This window comes from Brachybacterium vulturis (assembly GCF_043641765.1).
GTDB lineage: Bacteria > Actinomycetota > Actinomycetes > Actinomycetales > Dermabacteraceae > Brachybacterium > Brachybacterium vulturis_A.
Map to the genome: position 1 here is coordinate 24932 of NZ_JBHZRO010000007.1, position 15113 is coordinate 40044.

Annotated in this window: 15 protein-coding genes; 1 reads left to right on the forward strand and 14 read right to left on the reverse strand. The window is 72.4% G+C overall.

The annotated features are described in order from the left end of the window. Positions 1-11: 11 nt before the first annotated feature. The 7 genes from ACHUEU_RS06960 to ACHUEU_RS06990 form a co-directional block, all read right to left on the reverse strand. Positions 12-950, reverse strand: a complete 939-nt coding sequence (locus tag ACHUEU_RS06960) for an SseB family protein (protein ID WP_394215184.1) — start codon at positions 948-950, stop codon at positions 12-14. Then, positions 947-1681 (reverse strand): bifunctional 1-(5-phosphoribosyl)-5-((5-phosphoribosylamino)methylideneamino)imidazole-4-carboxamide isomerase/phosphoribosylanthranilate isomerase PriA, encoded by a 735-nt coding sequence (gene priA, locus ACHUEU_RS06965; RefSeq protein ID WP_394215185.1) that lies wholly within the window; start codon positions 1679-1681, stop codon positions 947-949. Before priA ends, ACHUEU_RS06960 begins: the two co-directional genes overlap by 4 nt. A 101-nt stretch (positions 1682-1782) precedes the next feature. Continuing rightward, positions 1783-1941: a hypothetical protein gene (locus tag ACHUEU_RS06970; protein ID WP_394215186.1), complete on the reverse strand. Its 159-nt coding sequence runs from the start codon at positions 1939-1941 to the stop codon at positions 1783-1785. Between the two features lie 3 nt (positions 1942-1944). Continuing rightward, positions 1945-2661, reverse strand: coding sequence for an imidazole glycerol phosphate synthase subunit HisH (hisH, locus tag ACHUEU_RS06975; RefSeq protein WP_394215187.1), 717 nt, complete (start codon positions 2659-2661; stop codon positions 1945-1947). Then, positions 2658-3287, reverse strand: a complete 630-nt coding sequence (locus tag ACHUEU_RS06980) for a hypothetical protein (protein WP_394215188.1) — start codon at positions 3285-3287, stop codon at positions 2658-2660. Before ACHUEU_RS06980 ends, hisH begins: the two co-directional genes overlap by 4 nt. Beyond that, positions 3284-3904, reverse strand: coding sequence for an imidazoleglycerol-phosphate dehydratase HisB (gene hisB, locus ACHUEU_RS06985; protein ID WP_394215352.1), 621 nt, complete (start codon positions 3902-3904; stop codon positions 3284-3286). The genes ACHUEU_RS06980 and hisB overlap by 4 nt, the downstream gene beginning before the upstream one ends. A 35-nt stretch (positions 3905-3939) precedes the next feature. Further along, complete coding sequence (locus ACHUEU_RS06990) at positions 3940-5082, reverse strand: histidinol-phosphate transaminase (RefSeq protein WP_394215189.1); 1143 nt, start codon at positions 5080-5082, stop codon at positions 3940-3942. A gap of 142 nt (positions 5083-5224) precedes the next feature. On the opposite strand from ACHUEU_RS06990, the gene ACHUEU_RS06995 reads away from it, so the two are divergent. Continuing rightward, a complete protein-coding gene (locus tag ACHUEU_RS06995) occupies positions 5225-5629 on the forward strand; it encodes a DUF3054 domain-containing protein (RefSeq protein WP_394215190.1) in 405 nt (134 codons plus the stop codon). A gap of 139 nt (positions 5630-5768) precedes the next feature. Here ACHUEU_RS06995 and ACHUEU_RS07000 read toward each other — a convergent pair whose 3' ends face one another. The 7 genes from ACHUEU_RS07000 to hisD form a co-directional block, all read right to left on the reverse strand. Continuing rightward, entirely contained in the window at positions 5769-7646 is a 1878-nt protein-coding gene (locus ACHUEU_RS07000; RefSeq protein WP_394215191.1) for a glycoside hydrolase family 3 protein, read from the reverse strand. Next, complete coding sequence (locus ACHUEU_RS07005; RefSeq protein WP_394215192.1) at positions 7633-9192, reverse strand: glucoamylase family protein; 1560 nt, start codon at positions 9190-9192, stop codon at positions 7633-7635. Before ACHUEU_RS07005 ends, ACHUEU_RS07000 begins: the two co-directional genes overlap by 14 nt. Positions 9193-9217: 25 nt before the next feature. After that, complete coding sequence (locus tag ACHUEU_RS07010; RefSeq protein ID WP_394215193.1) at positions 9218-10036, reverse strand: carbohydrate ABC transporter permease; 819 nt, start codon at positions 10034-10036, stop codon at positions 9218-9220. Continuing rightward, positions 10036-10992, reverse strand: coding sequence for a carbohydrate ABC transporter permease (locus ACHUEU_RS07015; RefSeq protein WP_394215195.1), 957 nt, complete (start codon positions 10990-10992; stop codon positions 10036-10038). The genes ACHUEU_RS07010 and ACHUEU_RS07015 overlap by 1 nt, the downstream gene beginning before the upstream one ends. Before the next feature lies 1 nt (position 10993). Next, complete coding sequence (locus ACHUEU_RS07020; protein WP_394215196.1) at positions 10994-12283, reverse strand: sugar ABC transporter substrate-binding protein; 1290 nt, start codon at positions 12281-12283, stop codon at positions 10994-10996. A gap of 92 nt (positions 12284-12375) precedes the next feature. Then, a complete protein-coding gene (locus ACHUEU_RS07025) occupies positions 12376-13503 on the reverse strand; it encodes a LacI family DNA-binding transcriptional regulator (RefSeq protein WP_394215197.1) in 1128 nt (375 codons plus the stop codon). Positions 13504-13760: 257 nt separating this feature from the next. Beyond that, complete coding sequence (gene hisD / locus ACHUEU_RS07030) at positions 13761-15098, reverse strand: histidinol dehydrogenase (protein WP_394215198.1); 1338 nt, start codon at positions 15096-15098, stop codon at positions 13761-13763. Between the last annotated feature and the right edge of the window lie 15 nt (positions 15099-15113).

Genomic DNA, 15113 nt, shown 5'->3' on the forward strand with positions numbered 1-15113 from the left:
GCCCGCGGAGGTCAGGAGCCGAGCACGAGCCGCAACGAGCTGATCCGCTCCGCGACGATCTCCTCGGCACCGAGCCGTGCGGTGACCGCATCGACCACGGAACGGACCTCCTCGGCGGTGAGGCCGGGACGCAGCTGGAGGTGGAGATCCACCTCGGCGCGCTCCCCGGCCCGGGCGGTCAGCGCACGCACCTCGACCGAGGCCTCGTGCCCGAGGCGTTCCAGCGCCCGGCCCAGCTCCGGATCCAGGTGCGGCGGGAGCCATTCCCGGCCCTGTGCCAGGGCCCACAGCACGGAGCGGGGCAGCAGGACCGGTCCCCCGTCCTCGCTCGGGGTGGCGGGGTCCAGCAGCAGGGCGGTGCATCCCTCCTGCACCGCGGCCTGCGCGGCCTGCGGGGCGACGACCGGCACCGGCCGGGCGTCCCCGCGCCAGGCGCTGAGCGCGGCGACCGAGGTGAACAGCGGCAGCACGGTGGTGCCATCGGCCGCGGTGATCGAGACCATGGCCATGTCGGCGCCGTTGTCCCCGGTCAGGCCGTGCGCGGTGGTGCCCGTCTCGGTGGCGACCGCCATGATCGGCACCAGCACCCGCGCGCCGCTCAGCACGGCCACCAGGTGCTGCCGGTGCGGATCCTGCCCGGCGCGATGCGCGGCGAGCGCCTCCGCCAGGGGCTCGGGCGCCCGGCCGTCGTCCCCGGGGAAGGGGCTGACGGTGTAGTCGCGCCCCTGCCAGCTCACCCCGGCGGTGTCGGCCAGCGGTGATTTCTCCCGGAAGTGGGCGGGCAGCGTGCGTCGTGCCTGATCGCCGGGGGTCATGGACGGGTCTTCGCCCTCGGGCCCGGGCGTCCCGGTCTCGGATCCCGCTGCGTCGCGCGACGCCTCGACGCCGTCCCCGGCCTCCGCGCCCTCGGCCGGGGCCCGGTGGGCGCGCTTCCTCCACCACGGGGTCATGGGCGGCCCGCGACCTCGAGCGCCTCACCCATCGTGAAGGCCTGCGCGTACAGGGCCTTCCCGACGATCGCGCCCTCGACCCCGGCCGGGACCAGCGCGCGCAGCGCGCGCAGGTCCTCGAGGGAGGAGATCCCCCCGGAGGCGACGACCTTCGCGTCGGTGCGGGAGCACACATCGCGCAGCAGGTCCAGGTTCGGGCCGCGCAGGGTGCCGTCCTTGGTGACGTCGGTGACGACGTAGCGCTGGCAGCCGGCCTCGTCGAGCCGCTCGAGGGTCTCCCAGAGGTCGCCGCCCTCGCGGGTCCAGCCGCGGGCGGCCAGCGTGGTGCCGCGCACGTCGAGGCCGACGGCGATGCGGTCCCCGTGCTCGGCGAGGATCTCCGCGGTCCACTCCGGGTTCTCCAGGGCGGCGGTGCCGAGGTTGACGCGCCGGCAGCCGGTGGCCAGGGCCGTGGCGAGGGATTCGTCATCACGGATCCCGCCGGAGAGCTCGACGTTCATGTCGACGGCGGCGACCACCTCGGCCAGCATCGCGGCATTGCTGCCGCGGCCGAAGGCCGCATCGAGGTCGACCAGATGCAACCAGCTCGCACCGCCGGTCTGGAAGGTGAGCGCGGCGTCCAGAGGGGCGCCGTAGGCGGTCTCGGAGCCCGCCTCGCCCTGGACGAGTCGGACGGCCTGGCCGTCCTGCACGTCGACGGCGGGGAGCAGCTCGAGCACGGGAGCAGTCATGGGGTGCCTCCTGGAAGCGATGGTGCGGGCCCTAGCCCGGCACGGGTGGGGTCTGTGGAGAGGTCGTCGCTGCGGGCTGCGAGGCGACCGGGCGGGCGGGCTCAGCCGGCCTGGAGGCGCCAGATCGAGGTGCCGAGGCAGAGCAGTCCGAGCAGCAGCATGCCGACGGCCGCCCACCAGGGTTTCTTCGCACGGTAGAACGACCAGGCACCGCCGAGCAGCATCCCGCCGAGGAAGAGTGTCAGGAAGGCGAAGAACATCCCTCACTCCTCCCGGTCGTAGCGGGGCAGGGTGCGCAGCCAGTTGGCCAGCAGGGCGGCGCCGGCGTCCCCGGACTTCTCGGGGTGGAACTGGGTGGCGCACAGCGCGCCGTTCTCGACGGCGGCGACGAAGCGGTCGCCGTCGTGCTCCGCCCAGGTCACCAGCGGTGCCGTGAGCGAGCCGATCTGCTCCATCTCCCAGCGCCGGGCGGCGTAGGAGTGCACGAAGTAGAACCGCTCCGCGGTGATGCCCGAGAACAGGGTGGTCCCCTCCGGCGCCTCGACCGTGTTCCAGCCCATGTGCGGGACGACCTCCGCTTCCAGCCGGGTGACCTCACCGGGCCATTGGCCGAGTCCGGTCGAGCGCTCGCCGTGCTCGTCCCCGGCATCGAACATGATCTGGAGCCCCACGCAGATCCCGAGGACCGGCCGGCCTCCGGCCAGGCGACGTTCGACGAGCCGGTCTCCCCCGACCGCCTTGATCTGGGCCATGGTGGCGGCGAAGGCACCGACGCCGGGGACGACCAGTCCGTCGGCCGCGAGGGCCCGCTCCCGCTCGGCGGTGAGCTCGACCTCGGCGCCGGCGGCCTCGAGGGCACGCACCACCGAGCGCACGTTGCCCGAGCCGTGATCGAGCACCACCACGCGGGGCGGGGGTCCCTGCCCGGCCGCAGCCGGCTCTGCGCGGGTGCTCTGCGCCGGTCCGGGTGCCGTCGTCACTTGCGCTTCTTCCCGGAGGCGATCCACTCCAGGGCCTGGGCGCGGCTGAGCGCGGAGGGGTCCAGCCCGTCACCGAGCTCGGCGAGGTCGGTCACGCCCAGCAGCAGCTCCTCGACGATATCGTCGACCGCTCCGAGGACGATGGCGGGCGAGATGTCCTCGCCGCGCTCGCCGTACTTGTAGCGGGTCGCGGTCATGCGGTCGCCGCGGCGCCAGAACAGCACGATCCCGTTGCGCTGCAGCGCCGCGGAGGTGATCGCGGCGAGGTCGTGCGCGGCGGTCTCGGCGAGCGGGCCCGCGGCGATGGCGCCGGTGCTGGAGTCGAGGGTGCGCGTGCCGCTGGGGATGTCGATCCCGTCGGTGCGCGCCTCCCGGCCCAGCCGGATCACACCGGCCAGGGCCTTCGCGGTGACGACGGAGGTCGCGATCACGGCGACGGTGGGCTCGGAGTCCTCCTCCGCGGGCTCGGTCAGCACATCCTCGACGGTCAGCGGCGGCTCGTCGAGGGAGATGCCTTCCATGAGGCGCGCGAATTCGGCGTCGATGTCGTCGGCGGGACGGCGTCCGTCCTCGCCCTGGTCTCCGGTCCCGCCGGTGCGGGGATCCTCGGGGTCGACGGTGCTCACAGTGCTCCCTTGGTCGAGGGGACGTCGAGGACGCGGTCATCGTAGGCACAGGCGGCGCGCAGTGCACGGGCCAGGGCCTTGAACTGGGCCTCCACGACATGGTGGGGGTCCCGCCCGTCGAGCAGGCGGATGTGCAGGCAGATCGCGGCGTGGTGGGCGATCGACTCGAAGACGTGCCGGGTCAGCGAGCCGGTGAAGTGACCACCGATCAGGTGCAGCGCCTGGGCCTCGCTCTCCCCGGAGTGCACGCAGTAGGGCCGGCCGGAGAGGTCCACGACGGCCTGGGCGAGGGTCTCGTCCAGCGGCACCAGCGCGTCCCCGAACCGGGCGATGCCCTGCTTGGTCCCGAGGGCCTCGCGCAGCGCCTGGCCGAGCACGATCGAGGTGTCCTCGACGGTGTGGTGGGCATCGATGTGGGTATCGCCGGTCGCCGTCACCGTGAGGTCGAAGCGGGCGTGGGTGCCCAGGGCCGTGAGCATGTGGTCGAAGAACGGCACCGTGGTGGAGACGTCGACCTGGCCGGTGCCGTCGATGTCGAGGGTCAGCTCGACCGACGACTCACGGGTGGTGCGGCTGATGCTCGCGGTGCGGGGGCCGCGCGGCGCAGGGCTCGGCATGACGGGGCTCTGCCCGGGGGTGCTCTGGGTGTCGGTCATCGGGGGTCGGCCTCCTCGAGGGCGGTGCGGAATGCGGCGTTGTCCTCGGGGGTGCCGAGGGAGACGCGCAGCCAGCCGGCGGGGCCGACGGCTCGGATGAGGACGCTGCGGGCGAGGAGGGCCTCGAACACGGCGTCACGGTCGGAGAAGCTGCGGAACAGGATGAAGTTCGCATCCGACGGGGCGACCTCGTGACCGCGCGAGCGCAGGTGCTCGGCGAGCGCGTCCCGCTCGGTCCGCAGCTGCGCCACCTTCCCCAGCAGCTCCTCGCGGTGGGCGAGCGCGGTGCGGGCGACCGCCTGGGTGAGCGCGGAGAGGTGGTAGGGCAGGCGCACCACGCGGACGGTGTCCACGATCGCGGGATCGGCGACCAGGTAGCCCAGGCGCGCGCCGGCGAGCGCGAAGGCCTTGGACATGGTCCGGGTGACCACCAGGTTCGGGTGGCTCGGCAGGAGCGTGAGCGCGCTGGGGACGCCGTCGCGGCGGAACTCGCCGTAGGCCTCGTCCACCACCAGCAGACCGCGGGTCGGAGCGAGGGCGCTCGCTGCCGCCTCGACGACCTCGAGCTCCAGCGCGGTGCCGGTGGGATTGTTCGGGCTGGTCAGCACCACGATGCTGGGGCGGTGCGCGGCGATCGCCGCAGTGACCGCCTCGGCGGTGAGGGCGAAGTCGGGGGCGGGGCCGCGCTCGGCGGTGACCCACTGGGTGTAGGTGTCGCGGGCGTACTCGGGATACATCGAGTAGTGCGGGGTGAAGCCCAGTGCGGTGCGGCCGGGGCCGCCGTAGGCCAGCAGCAGCTGGTGCATGACCTCGTTGGAGCCGTTGGCGGCCCAGACGGCGTGCGCCTCGGGCGCCGGGATCCCGGATTCGGCCGCGAGGAACTCCCCGAGCTCGGCGCGCAGGCCGAGCGCCTCCCGATCCGGGTAGCGGTTCAGACCCGCCGCGGCCTCGGTCACGGCTGCGCCGATGGCGGCGGCGAGCTCCGGCGAGGGGCCGTAAGGGTTCTCGTTGACGTTCAGCGCATGCGCGACCTCGAGCTGGGGAGCGCCGTAGGGGGCGGCTCCCGCGATGCCGTCGCGCGGGGCGGGCAGCGCGGAGCTGTCGAGGGTCGGAGCAGGCGTGGTCGGCATGGTCTCCATGGTAGTTCGCGGCGGCCACCGGTGACCTGCCCGTCCGCACGTCGAGGCACCGCAGGAGCACGATCCGGCCCGGAGCGTGGCGCCCTTCACAACCAGCGCACCGACCCCGGGCCGAGCCGCGGTCCGTCAGTATCCTGGAGCGATGTTCCGTTCCCTGGGTGCCCTGGTCGGCGACCTGCTGGTCGCCCTGCTCTTCGTCGCAGTGGGGCTCGTGCAGCACGGCACGCCGCTGACCACGCAGAACCTTGTCCTGGTGGGCTGGCCCTTCGCGCTCGGCGTGCTGCTGGGCCACCTCGCGATACGCGCCTGGCGGGCTCCGTTCCGGATCTGGCCGCACGGGGTGTTCGTGTGGGCGATCACGCTGGCGAGCGCCATGGCGCTGCGCACCCTGTTCTCCGCCGGCACCGAGGTGTCCTTCGTCATCGTCACCGCCGTGGTGACGGCGGTGGGCATGCTGGGCTGGCGCGCGGTGGCGCTGTACGCCACCCGCGGCGAGCGGCGCACACCAGCCGCCGCACCGACGTCGGTGGGCGACTCCTCCGTCTGACCGGGGCGCGGCCGCGCCTGCTGCCTCCACTGCGACCTCAGGCACCTCTGGGCCGACGGGAGCGATGCGGTGGGCAGCACTCGGTGCGCGCCCTAGTGGTCCGGCGGTCCGAGCACCGGCGCGCGCGGACCCGGCCCGCTCACTGCCCGCTGCTGATCACCCGATCGATCTCGAGCCCGTGACCGGCCGGGTACAGCGGATCATCTGTGCCGCCGGGGACGTCCTCGGGGGCGACCCGCACCGCCGCCATCGAGCGCGGCAGCTCGATCGGCAGCCGGCCCCGGGCGGGGATCACGCCCGTGATCGCGTCGGCCCAGGCCGCGCCGGAGACGCCGAAGCTGCCGGTGAGCGCGTCGCAGTGCGCGATGATCCCGGTGAGCACCGCGGCCCGGTCCAGGTCCACATCGACGATCAGCGGGCAGGCCGCCCGGATCCGGTCCAGCCGGTGGGCGAGCCCGGGCGGGAACTCGAGATCCCCCTGATGGAACCAGGCCTCGAGGAAGAGATCGTCCCGCGGCTGGAACGGCGCGCCGATCCGCAGCAGCGCCACATCGGCCTCCGCCGGGGTCGCGACCCGCTCCCCCAGGGACGCGATGACCTCCTCGGACAGCCCTTCGGCATAGATCCGCGGGCGGGCACCGTCGGTGGGCAGCGGCAGCACTGCGCCGTCGTCGTGCAGGACGACGACGCTGCTGGCCTGCGCCTCGTGGCCCCGGCGGCGGGCCTCCTCGGTGCCGACCAGGGCGTCGGCCGCGGACTCGTCGACATAGGGGTCGTCGAACAGGCCGAGGCGGAACTTCACCCGCAGGAGCCGCCGGGCGGAGTCGGTCACCCGCTGCTCGCTCACCAGGCCCTCGCGGACCAGGTCCAGCAGCAGCTCGGTGCACTCTTCGCCGCCGAACTGATCCGCCCCGGCCTCGAGGATGCGCTGCATGCGCTGGGAGGGGGTCAGCTCCTCGACGCCCCAGGCGCGGGCCGGCAGCACCTGGTCGCCGACGTGGTTGTCATTGACCAGCTCCCAGTCGCTGACGATCACGCCGTCGAAGCCGAGCTGCTCGCGGAGCAGGCCGGTGAGCACCTGGTGGTTGAAGCCGAAACCGACCTCCTCGATCGCCTCGCCGTCGATCTCGAGCCCGAGGGGACGGCCGTAGTACGGCATGATCGCCTCGGCCCCCTGTTCGACGGCCACCCGGAAGGGCAGGAGGTGGTCCTCGAACCGCCCTCCCGGGTAGATCTGGTCCCGGCCGTACGGGAAGTGGGCGTCCTCGCCGTCCTTCTGCGGGCCGGCGCCCGGGAAGTGCTTGACCGTGGACTGCACCGAGGGCTCCCCGTCGGCGCCGCGCAGTCCCTCGAGGGCGGCAGCGACCAGGCGGGCCACCAGCTGCGGGTCCTGGCCGAAGCATTCGCGCTGCCGCGCCCAGCGCGGTTCGGTGGCGAGGTCCGCGACCGGGTGCAGCGCCGCCCGGATGCCGATCGCGGTGTACTCGCGGCGCGCCGTCTCCGCCCACTCGCGCACCAGCACGGGATCGGCGAGGGCGCCCAGGCCCAGCGGCTCCGGCCACAGGGAGAAGAACGAGGTCACCCAGGAGGTGCCGGCGTTCTGCGCGCCGCCGTGGCGGGGATCGGTGGAGATCGTGACCGGGATGCCGTGCGGGGTCCGCTCGGCGCGCTCCTGGAGGCGGTTGTGCCAGCGGGCGGCGGCGCCGGCGCTCTCCAATCCGTGCACGTTGAAGTGGTTCATGTGCTTGGCGAGCACCACCTCCTCGGTGCCGGATTTGGAGATCGCGCCGGGACCGTCCAGCAGCGTGCCGTCCGGCCCGGTCTCGATCACGGTGTGGAACATGAGCCCGATCTGCTCGGCGAGGGAGAGCCTATCCAGCAGGTCCTCGGTGCGCTCTTCGGGGCTGCGGCGCGGATCCTCGAAGGGGTCCATCCGACCGTTGCCGTTCAGGTCCCGGTAGCGGGTGCCGTCGACCGATTCGACGAGCCGGGGGCGGGAGCGATCAGCCGTGGGCACGGAAGACCTCCTGCGCGATCACGGGGCGCAGGCTCGCGGCCGCGTCGTCGGTCGCGAACCATTCGTGCAGCTGCTCGTCCAGCAGCACGTTGCCGAGCGCGCCGAGGATCATCGACTGGTCCAGCGACAGGTGACGCCGGGCGATGGTCCCCGTTCTCACGGCCACCGCGTCGTGGAAGCCGCCGGGGCCGTAGGCGCCCAGCTCGGTCTCGATCCGGGAGAGGTTCTCGATCGAGGAGTCGAGCTCGTACTGCAGCGCGAGCGCCCCGGCGTGCGGGGTGACCACTCCGTCCAGTCCCTGCGGGTAGGGCTGCCCCTGCTGCCAGTCGGTGCCCGCCGCGTCCGAGAAGTACCCGGTGGGATTCAGGCCCAGGGCATCGACCCCGTACTCGCGGTACTCGGCGTACGGGTCGGAGCTGGGAGAGAAGCCCCAGTACCCGTATCCGGGCTCTTCCAGCCCGTGCTCGCGCTGGGCCCGCACGTGCAGGGGGTGGTTCCTCCCCCAGCTCTCCGGGCCCCAGGCCGCCTCGGGCACGAAGAGATCGGGCATCAGCTCCTCGAACATGGAGCCGCCCCAGCCGGGCACGATCTCCATCCCGCGATAGGTGTGCGCGCCCTCGAAGACGGCCACGCCCTCGTGCTCCGTCCAGTCCCCGACCGGTGCCATCTCGGGCCAGGTCCATTCCGGCGGGAAGGTGCGGTAGGTCGTGAAGTAGGCGCCCGCGGGGATCTGACCGGTCATGATCCCCAGATAGGTGACCATGCGCGCCTCGGAGACGGCGGTGTCGTAGTGGTGCGCGGAGTGGTACCAGACGTCGGCCCCGGGGATGTCGCTGAACAGGGGTCGCAGCTCGACCCCGTCGCGGCCCGGGTCCTCGACCCAGAAGCCGCCGATGGTCCGGCCGGGCTGGGCGTCGACCTCCCGGTCGAAGAACACGTCCCAGCGCATGGCGTCGAAGAGCCGGCAGGCGCGGCGCCGGTTCGAGGGGTCCGCCTGGGCGACGACGTGCAGCGCGGCACCGAGCCAGCCCATGTCGACGCTGGAGACGAACGGGGTCACGGGATCCCCGGTGCCGGGCCAGGTGCGCAGCACCGAGCCGTCTTTCTCGTCGTACCAGTTGAAGAACATGCCCGAGGGCTCGTGGTGCTCCATCGATTCCAGGGAGCCCAGGGTGCGGGAGATGCGATTGCGGGCATGGCCGGGCGTGAGCAGTCCCAGCTCTCGGGCGATCAGGACCGACCACAGGGAGCCGCCGATGTTCGTCGGCGAGGTGTGCTGGGAGTGCCCGGTGAGGTCCGCGTCGATGTTGTCCGAGATCAGGCCCGTCGCCTCGACGGTCATCGCGTCCAGGCTGTGCCAGGTGTCCGCGGCCCAGCGGCGCAGCAGCGCCTTCTCGCCCCGGTCCATGGGGCCGGATCGACCGGCCGACGGAAAGGCGCGGCCCGTCGGCGCGGCGGTGCCCGCCGGTGCGGCCGCCGTGCCGGCGAGCGCGCCGGCGCCCAGCAGCGGGACGGTGAGCAGGGTGCGTCGGTCGAAGGTGTTCACGGTGCCTCCTCGAGGCGGTGGGGGTTCACTTGATGCCGCTGGTGGCGATGCCCTGGATGAAGTAGCGCTGGAAGAACAAGAAGACGAGGAGGATCGGCAGGACCACGAGCGTGGCCCCGGCCAGGAGCAGCCCGTAGTCCGTCTGGTTCTGTCCGGTCGAGATCAGGGCGAGGGCGACCGGCAGGGTGTAGGTCGACTCGCTGGAGGAGACGACCAGCGGCCACAGGAAGTTGTTCCAGGAGCCGAGGAAGGTGAGGATGCCGAGGGTGGCGAAGGCGGGCCCCGCCAGCGGCAGGTAGATGCGGAAGAAGATCGCGATCTCGCCGACGCCGTCGATCCGCCCGGCCTCCAGCAGCTCCCGGGGCAGGCCCAGGAAGAACTGGCGCATGAGGAAGACGCTGAAGGGCTGGACCAGGAACGGCAGGATCAGTGCGGGGATGGTGTTGGCCAGGCCCAGGTTCACGATCAGGACGTACTGCGGGATGAACGTGACCAGGCCCGGGATCATCAGGCAGCCCAGCACCAGCAGGAACAGCACGCGCTGGAAGGGGAAGCGCAGATGCGCGAGCGCGTAGCCGAACATCGAGGAGAAGAACAGGTTCCCGGCCGTGACCGCGATCGCCACCACGGCGGAGTTCTGGAAGTAGCGGCCGAAGGGGCGCTCGAAGAGTCGGCGGAAGTTGTCCCAGGTGGGGTTCTCGGGAATCCAGGTCGGGGGCACCCGCAGCAGTTCGCCCTGGGTCTTCACGCTGCCCAGGAGCATCCACACGAAGGGGGTGATCACCAGCAGCAGGAAGCCGGTCAGGACGAGGTAGGTCAGGACGGGACGGCGACGGTCGATCATCACTTCTCCCTCATCAGGCGGAACTGCGCGAGGGTGACGATGCCGATGACGATGAACGTCAGATAGGCCATCGCGCCGGCGACCCCGTAGTTGCCGAAGCCGAACTGGTTGTACGTGTACATGGAGGCGGAGATCGTGGCGTTCAGCGGCCCGCCCTGGGTCATCACGAAGGGCTCCTCGAAGAACTGCAGGTACCCGATCGAGGTGGTGACCATGACGAACAGCATCGTCGGCCGGATCGCGGGCAGGGTGACGTGCCAGAACCGCTGCCTGGTGGAGGCGCCGTCGAGCGCGGCGGCCTCGTGCAGTCCGCGGTCCACGGCCTGCAGCCCGGCCAGGAAGATGACCATCGAGGTGCCGAAGTTCCGCCAGACCGCCATCACGATCAGCGACAGCAGCGCGGTGCGCTCATCGCCCAGCCAGTGGGGCCCGTCGATCCCGACCCAGCCGAGCACCGTGTTCACCAGCCCGTTCTCAGGGCGCAGCAGGAATCTCCAGACCACGGCGACGGCCACGATCGAGGTGACCACGGGGGTGTAGAAGCCCATGCGGAACACGCCGCGCAGACGGCTCACGCCCTGGTTCAGGGCGAGCGCGGCGGCGAGCCCGGCGATGATGGTCAGCGGCACCCCGATCAGCACGAACCCGCCGGTGTTCAGCGCGGCCCGGCGGAAGACGGGGTCCTCGAAGGCGGTGACGTAGTTCTCCAGGCCCACGAAGTCCACCGCGAACGGCGAGCGGATGTCGCTGATGCGCATGTCGGTGAAGGACATGAACATCGACTGCAGCACGGGCCAGGCGATGAACACCGTGAACAGCACGACGAAGGGCAGCGAGAGCAGGATCCCGGCGCGTGCCTCCGCCGCGGCGCGCCGGCCCCTCAGGCGGCGGGCGGATCCCGTGCCGTCGCCCGGGGAGGGCCCGGTGTCGGAGGCGGTCAGCGGTGCGGCGCTCATCTCAGAGACCGGTCCCGATGCCCTGCGCCTCGGACTGGACGGTCTCCAGCGCGTCGGCGGGGGCGAGATCCTGCTTGCAGACCTGCTCGATCTGAGCATCGAACTTCGCGGCGACCTGCTCCCAGGTGGCGATGGTGGGCGGGGCGAAGGCGGAGAGCAGCTGGGTGTGGAAGGCCTCGAACTTCTCGTTCGAGGCGACGGAATCATCCTCCCAGGCGGTCTGCAGGCTGGGCATCGAGGAGACGATCGAGAACCATTCCACCTGCACCTCGGGGCGCGAGAGGTACTCCACGAGCTTCCAGGCGCCGTCGCGGTTCTGGCTGCCCTGGAAGACGCCGATGTTCGCCCCGCCCAGGAAGCTCGCGCTGGTCTGCTTCTCGGGCATGACGAACACGCCGTACTTCTCGGCGAAGCCCTCGCCGCCGACGCCCTCGACCGCGGCCATCATCCAGGGCCCGGAGATGAACATCGGGACCTCTCCGGAGACGAAGTCCTGCTCGGTGGTGCCCTCGGCGGGGGTGGGGTTCGCGATCCCGTCGGTGAAATAGGACTGGTAGTAGGCCAGCGCCTCCTCGTTCTCAGGGGAGACGAAGGTGAACTCCGTGGCGTCCTCGGAGACGACGTCCCCGCCGTTGGACCAGCAGAACGGGAGCACGGTCTGCCAGGATCCGTTCCCGCCGGGCTGCAGGGCGATGCCCCACTGCCCGTCCGGTCCGCCCTGCATGGTGCGTGCCATCTCGACCAGGCCCTCCCAGTCGGTGGGCGGCTCGGTGATGCCGAGGGACTCGGCGATGTCCTTGCGGTAGAACACCAGGCGGGTCTCGACGTACCACGGGACCCCGTGGACGGTCTCGCCCACGGTGACGGATTCGAGCGCTCCGGGGAAGTAGTCCTCGGTGGCGATGGAGTCCGGGGTGGGCTCGAGCGCGTCCAGGCTCACGAACTCGGCCATCCAGGTCGAGCCGACCTGGGCGACGTCCGGCGCGGTGCCGGCGGCGATCGCCGAGGTGAACTTGTCATGGGCGCTGTCCCAGGGCAGCGGGGTCACCTCGACGGTGACGTCGGGGTTCTCCTCCTCGAAGCCCTTGAGCAGCGTCGGCAGCGCCTCGCCCTCGGCGCCCATCGCCCAGACGGTGAGGGCACCGGTGGCCGGGCCCTCGGCGATCGGCTCCGCGGGGGCGGCGCCGCCCTCCTGCTCGTCGGAGCGGCCGCAGGCGGCCAGGACGGCGAGGGTGCCGGCGGCGCCCAGGCCGGCGAAAGCGCGGCGGGAGAGGCGGGAGGTGGTGATCATGAGGACTCCTTCGTCGATGATGCGATGGGGGTGATGGAACCAAAGGTGAGCTCGCGGAGCGGGCACAGCCGGGGACATGGCCCGGGTGCGGCCTAGGCTCCTGCGGAGAGCGCGTCGAGGGGAGGCGTACCGGAGACGCCGTCCGGGGAGCAGCCGCAGGATTCCCGCAGCACCAGGGTCGAATCCACGATGCACGGCTCCTGCACTGCGTCGCCGTCGATCCGGGCGGCCAGCCGACGGGCCGCGAGGGCACCGAGCTGGGCCACCTCCTGACGCACCGTGGTCAGTCCCGGCCTCAGGTACCGGGCGGTGACGGTGTCGTCCCATCCGGTGACGGCCAGCTGGCCGGGCACGTCGACGCCCGCGGCGGTGAGACGGGCGATGATCGCGAGGGCCAGCTCGTCGTTGCCGCATACCAGCGCATCGAGGCCGGCGATCCCCCGCGGCGCCCCGGACGACTCCGCGGTGGAGACGGCGGGGTCGGCGCGATCCGGGTCCTGCTCCGCGACCGCGAGGAGCTGCTCGGCCACCTCGAGACCGGCGGACTCGACCGGGTCGACGTCGAAGTGCCGTGCCGGGGACAGCCCGGCGGCCGCGAGCGCCTCGAGATGGCCGCGGTGGCGGCGACCGATGTCCGAGCCCTCCTCGGGGCGGCCCACGAATCCGAGGCGTCGGCGACCGTGACCGATGAGGTGCTCGGTGAGCTGCTGGGCGGAGCGGCGGTTCTCCGCATAGAAGGCGTCGACGCCGTCCACCCTCCCCCGCGCGACGCTCACCGTGGGGCGCACCTCCGAGACCTGCCGCACGATCTCGTCGTCCGCGCCGCTGCGGGCCATGAACGCCATCCCGTCGACCCTGCCCAGCAGGTCGAGCACCGCAGCGGGGCGATGCTCCTGGGGCCTGGCGAGGACGAGCACCACCGGGAGACCGAGCTCGGAGGCGGCGATCTCGAAGCCGACCAGGAGCTCCGCGTAATAGGGGCCCGCGATGTGCGGGAGCACGACGCCGAGCGCCTTGCTGCGCCGCACGGCGAGAGCCCGGGCCGCCGCCGCGGGGACGTACCGCAGCTCACGAGCCGCCTCGAAGACGGCGTCGCGGGTGCGGGGCGCGACCTTGGACGAGTCCCCGAAGGCACGGCTCACCGTCGCGATCGAGACCCCGGCACGCTCGGCGACCTGGTAGATCGTGGGCACGGGCAGGGCGTCCCCATTCACCATCATGGTGTCCTCCGCCTCGTCATCGAGTACTGGTTCCGCAGCCTGTGCCGCGCCGGTCCGCCGGCACTCCGTGATGGAAGCGCTTACAGCGAGACTGTGACTGTATGCGCTTACATGCAGAGTGGCAAGGGTCACGGCACTGCGCGCACGGAGCGAGCGGGGATCAGCCGGCGACGAGCAGGCCCCAGCCAGGTGAGGCGGCAACGGGACGATCCCCCGCGCCGGAACTCACGACGCGGGCACCCACTCCTCCTGGCGCGTCAGTCCGCGAAGCGGACGTCGATCGCGGTGCCGTGGGCGGGCAGCCCCTCCGCGACAGCGAGCGTGGTCGCCGCCGCACGGGCCCCGGCGAGCGCGTCCCGGTCGTAGTCCACGACATGGATGCCGCGCAGGAAGGTCTGCACGCCCAGGCCGCCGGTGAAGCGCGAGGTGCCGCCGGTGGGCAGGACGTGGTTGGAGCCCGCGGCGTAGTCGCCGAGGCTCACCGGGCTGTGGGGGCCCACGAAGACGGCACCGGCATTGGTGACGCGGGCGGCGACCTCTGCGGCGTCGGCGGTCTGGATCTCGAGGTGCTCGGCGCCGTAGGCATCGACGACCGCAAGCCCCTGCGCGAGATCCGCGACCAGCACGACGCCGCTCTGCCGCCCCCGCAGCGCCTGCTCGATGCGCTCACGGTGCAGAGCCTGCGGGACCTGCTCCGCGAGCTCGGCCTCGACCGCCGCGGCGAGCTGCGGGGAGTCGGTGACCAGCACGCTGGCGGCCAGCGGATCGTGCTCGGCCTGGGAGATCAGGTCCGCGGCGACGTAGGCGGGGTCAGCGGCGCCGTCGGCCAGGATCGCGATCTCGGTGGGGCCGGCCTCGGCGTCGATCCCCACCGTGCCGCGCACCAGGCGCTTGGCGGCGGCGACATAGACGTTGCCCGGGCCGGTGACCAGGTCCACGCCCTCCAGCGCCGCGCCGTCGCCGAGATCGTCGGCGCCGTGGGCCAGCAGCGCGATCGCCTGGGCACCGCCGACGGCGAGCACCTCGGTGACCCCGAGCAGCGCGCAGGCCGCCATGATCGTGGGGTGCGGCAGCCCGCCGTACTCCTTCTGCGGCGGGGAGGCGAGCACGATCTGCTCGACACCCGCGACCTGGGCGGGGACCACGTTCATCACCACCGAGCTGGGCAGCACGGCACGGCCGCCGGGGACATAGAGCCCCACCCGGGCCACGGGCACCCAGCGCTGGGTGACGGTGCCGCCGGGCACCACCTCGACGCTCTCGGCGGGACGGGCCTGGGCGGCATCGACCCGGCGCACTCGCGCCGCCGATTCCTCGAGCGCGGCACGGATCGCCGGATCGAGCTCCTCGAGCGCCCGCTGCAGCTCGGCCTGCGGGACCCGCAGCTGCTCGGGCCGCATCCCGTCGAAGCGCTCGGAGGCCTCGAGCACGGCCTCCGCGCCGCGGGCGGCGACGTCCTCGACCACCGGCCGCACGGCGGCGACCGCGGCCTCGACGTCCAGCTCGGCGCGCGGCAGCGCAGCCGTGAGCTCGGCGGGGGTGAGGGTCCGCGTGCGCAGATCGGACACGGCGAGGAACGGGGCGGAAGCAGGCATGGAGGCAGTCTAGGA